The sequence below is a fragment of the Ruminococcus sp. MCC718 genome, from assembly GCF_018783905.1.
Taxonomy (GTDB): Bacteria; Bacillota; Clostridia; order Lachnospirales; family Lachnospiraceae; genus Hominisplanchenecus; species Hominisplanchenecus faecis.
Genome location: NZ_WQNP01000070.1, coordinates 1 through 1,609 on the forward strand (window position 1 = coordinate 1; position 1,609 = coordinate 1,609).

Consider the following 1,609-nt stretch of genomic DNA (forward strand, 5'->3'; position numbering starts at 1 on the left):
TATTTTGATACCTAATTTTCAACCTGTATAAAATTTTCAATGTTCTTCAATTTAGCCTTGACTTTTTATTTGCAGGCTTACCTTTTACATTTTTCAGACTCTTAATGGAAAGTTTTCTGGTTTTCGGTACGGTAATATTTGTATTATTATTGTTTGTATTATTATTGTTGTTATTGTTACTGTTACCGCCATTTGTATTGCCATTATTATTGCCGCTATTATTTCCTCCGGTGTTGCCGCCTGTGTTATCCCCTGATGAATTTCCGCTGCCTGAAATAACAATCTCAGTACTTACAATCTCACTGTCGTTTGCATTTGCACTCTTTGCATAGGCACGGATCACTGCACTTTCTGTAATCTGAATCGGTGCTGTATACAACTGGAATTCGCTGCGATCTTCTGTTGTCGTCAGACCACCTTCTCCTGAAAGCGGATAGATTCGATAATATAACTCCACATTTGGCTTCACGCAGTACAGCCCTACGGTCTGAGCCGTCTGGTAAGTTCCGCTTGTAACCGTAAAGGCTGGTTCTGTTGTTGTCTCTGTATATTTGTAAGTCGGTGAAACAACGATACTCTTTCTTACAAATCCCGCCTCGTCTTTTTTATCCCAGCTGTCAAATACTTTGCCATCGCCCGGTGCCTTCAGATTTTCCGGAAGTGTTGCGGATTCTCCATAGGCAACTTCCTGCTCACTGAGCACTTTTCCATCCCAGTCAAGGAATGTAACTACGTATTTGGTATCTTTGTATGAAGCTGCTACAACCATGTTGTCTGTTACGGTGGTTACTTCTTTTCCATCTGCATCTGTCCATTTATCGAACTTCTGTCCTTCTTTTTCCGGAAGAGAATCCAGCGTCAGAACATCACCATATTCAAATTCTTTGATATTCAGACTTGTATTGTCCCAGTCTACAAAAATAACTGTACATTTTTTCTTTCGGTACTGTGCAGTGATAACTGTATTTTCCCGGATATTTTTCAGACCAGTATCCCAGCCCACAAATTCATATCCTTCTTTTTCCGGTGCTTCCGGAGCCTCTACCGTACCGCCATCCACTACCTTTTTCTGTTCACCGATGGTATTGCCATCTTCATCGGTAAAGTCTACACTGTATACCGCTTTCGGTGCACTGATCCTGCCGATTTCCTGATAGTGTGTAGAACCCTCAATGCCGATCGTGATAATAAAATCACCGGTCTTTGCCGTAGGCTCTTCTTTTGTCACATAGTCAAAATGATAGCTGCCGTCTTCTTTGATCGTTGTCTGAGCTGCATAGTGAACTACCCATTGTCTAAAGCCAATGGGCTTCCTGCTTCGCAGACCTCGCAACCTACTATCTCCACAGGCGTTAATTCGGGCAGTCCCTGCCCTATATTGTTATTCCTTTTATGCTATTCGTCTTAATCCTTCTTCCAGTATATTTTTTGCTGCGTTGATATCCCTGTCATGATTTGTTCCACAGACAGGACATGTCCATTCCCTTACTAATAGATTTTTTGTCTCTGTATTTTGGTATCCACAGACGGAACACAGCTGACTACTGGCATAGAATCTATCTATTTTGACATATTTCCTGCCATTCCACTTTGCCTTATATTCTAACTG

Annotated in this window: 2 protein-coding genes; both read right to left on the reverse strand. The window is 41.5% G+C overall.

The genetic code is table 11. The features are described from left to right. Positions 1-46: 46 nt before the first annotated feature. Positions 47-1,333, reverse strand: a complete 1,287-nt coding sequence (locus GPK60_RS07800; RefSeq protein WP_215659220.1) for an InlB B-repeat-containing protein — start codon at positions 1,331-1,333, stop codon at positions 47-49. A 57-nt stretch (positions 1,334-1,390) separates the two neighbouring features. Beyond that, positions 1,391-1,609: zinc ribbon domain-containing protein (locus GPK60_RS07805; RefSeq protein ID WP_215659221.1), on the reverse strand; the 219-nt coding region annotated here is incomplete at its 5' end.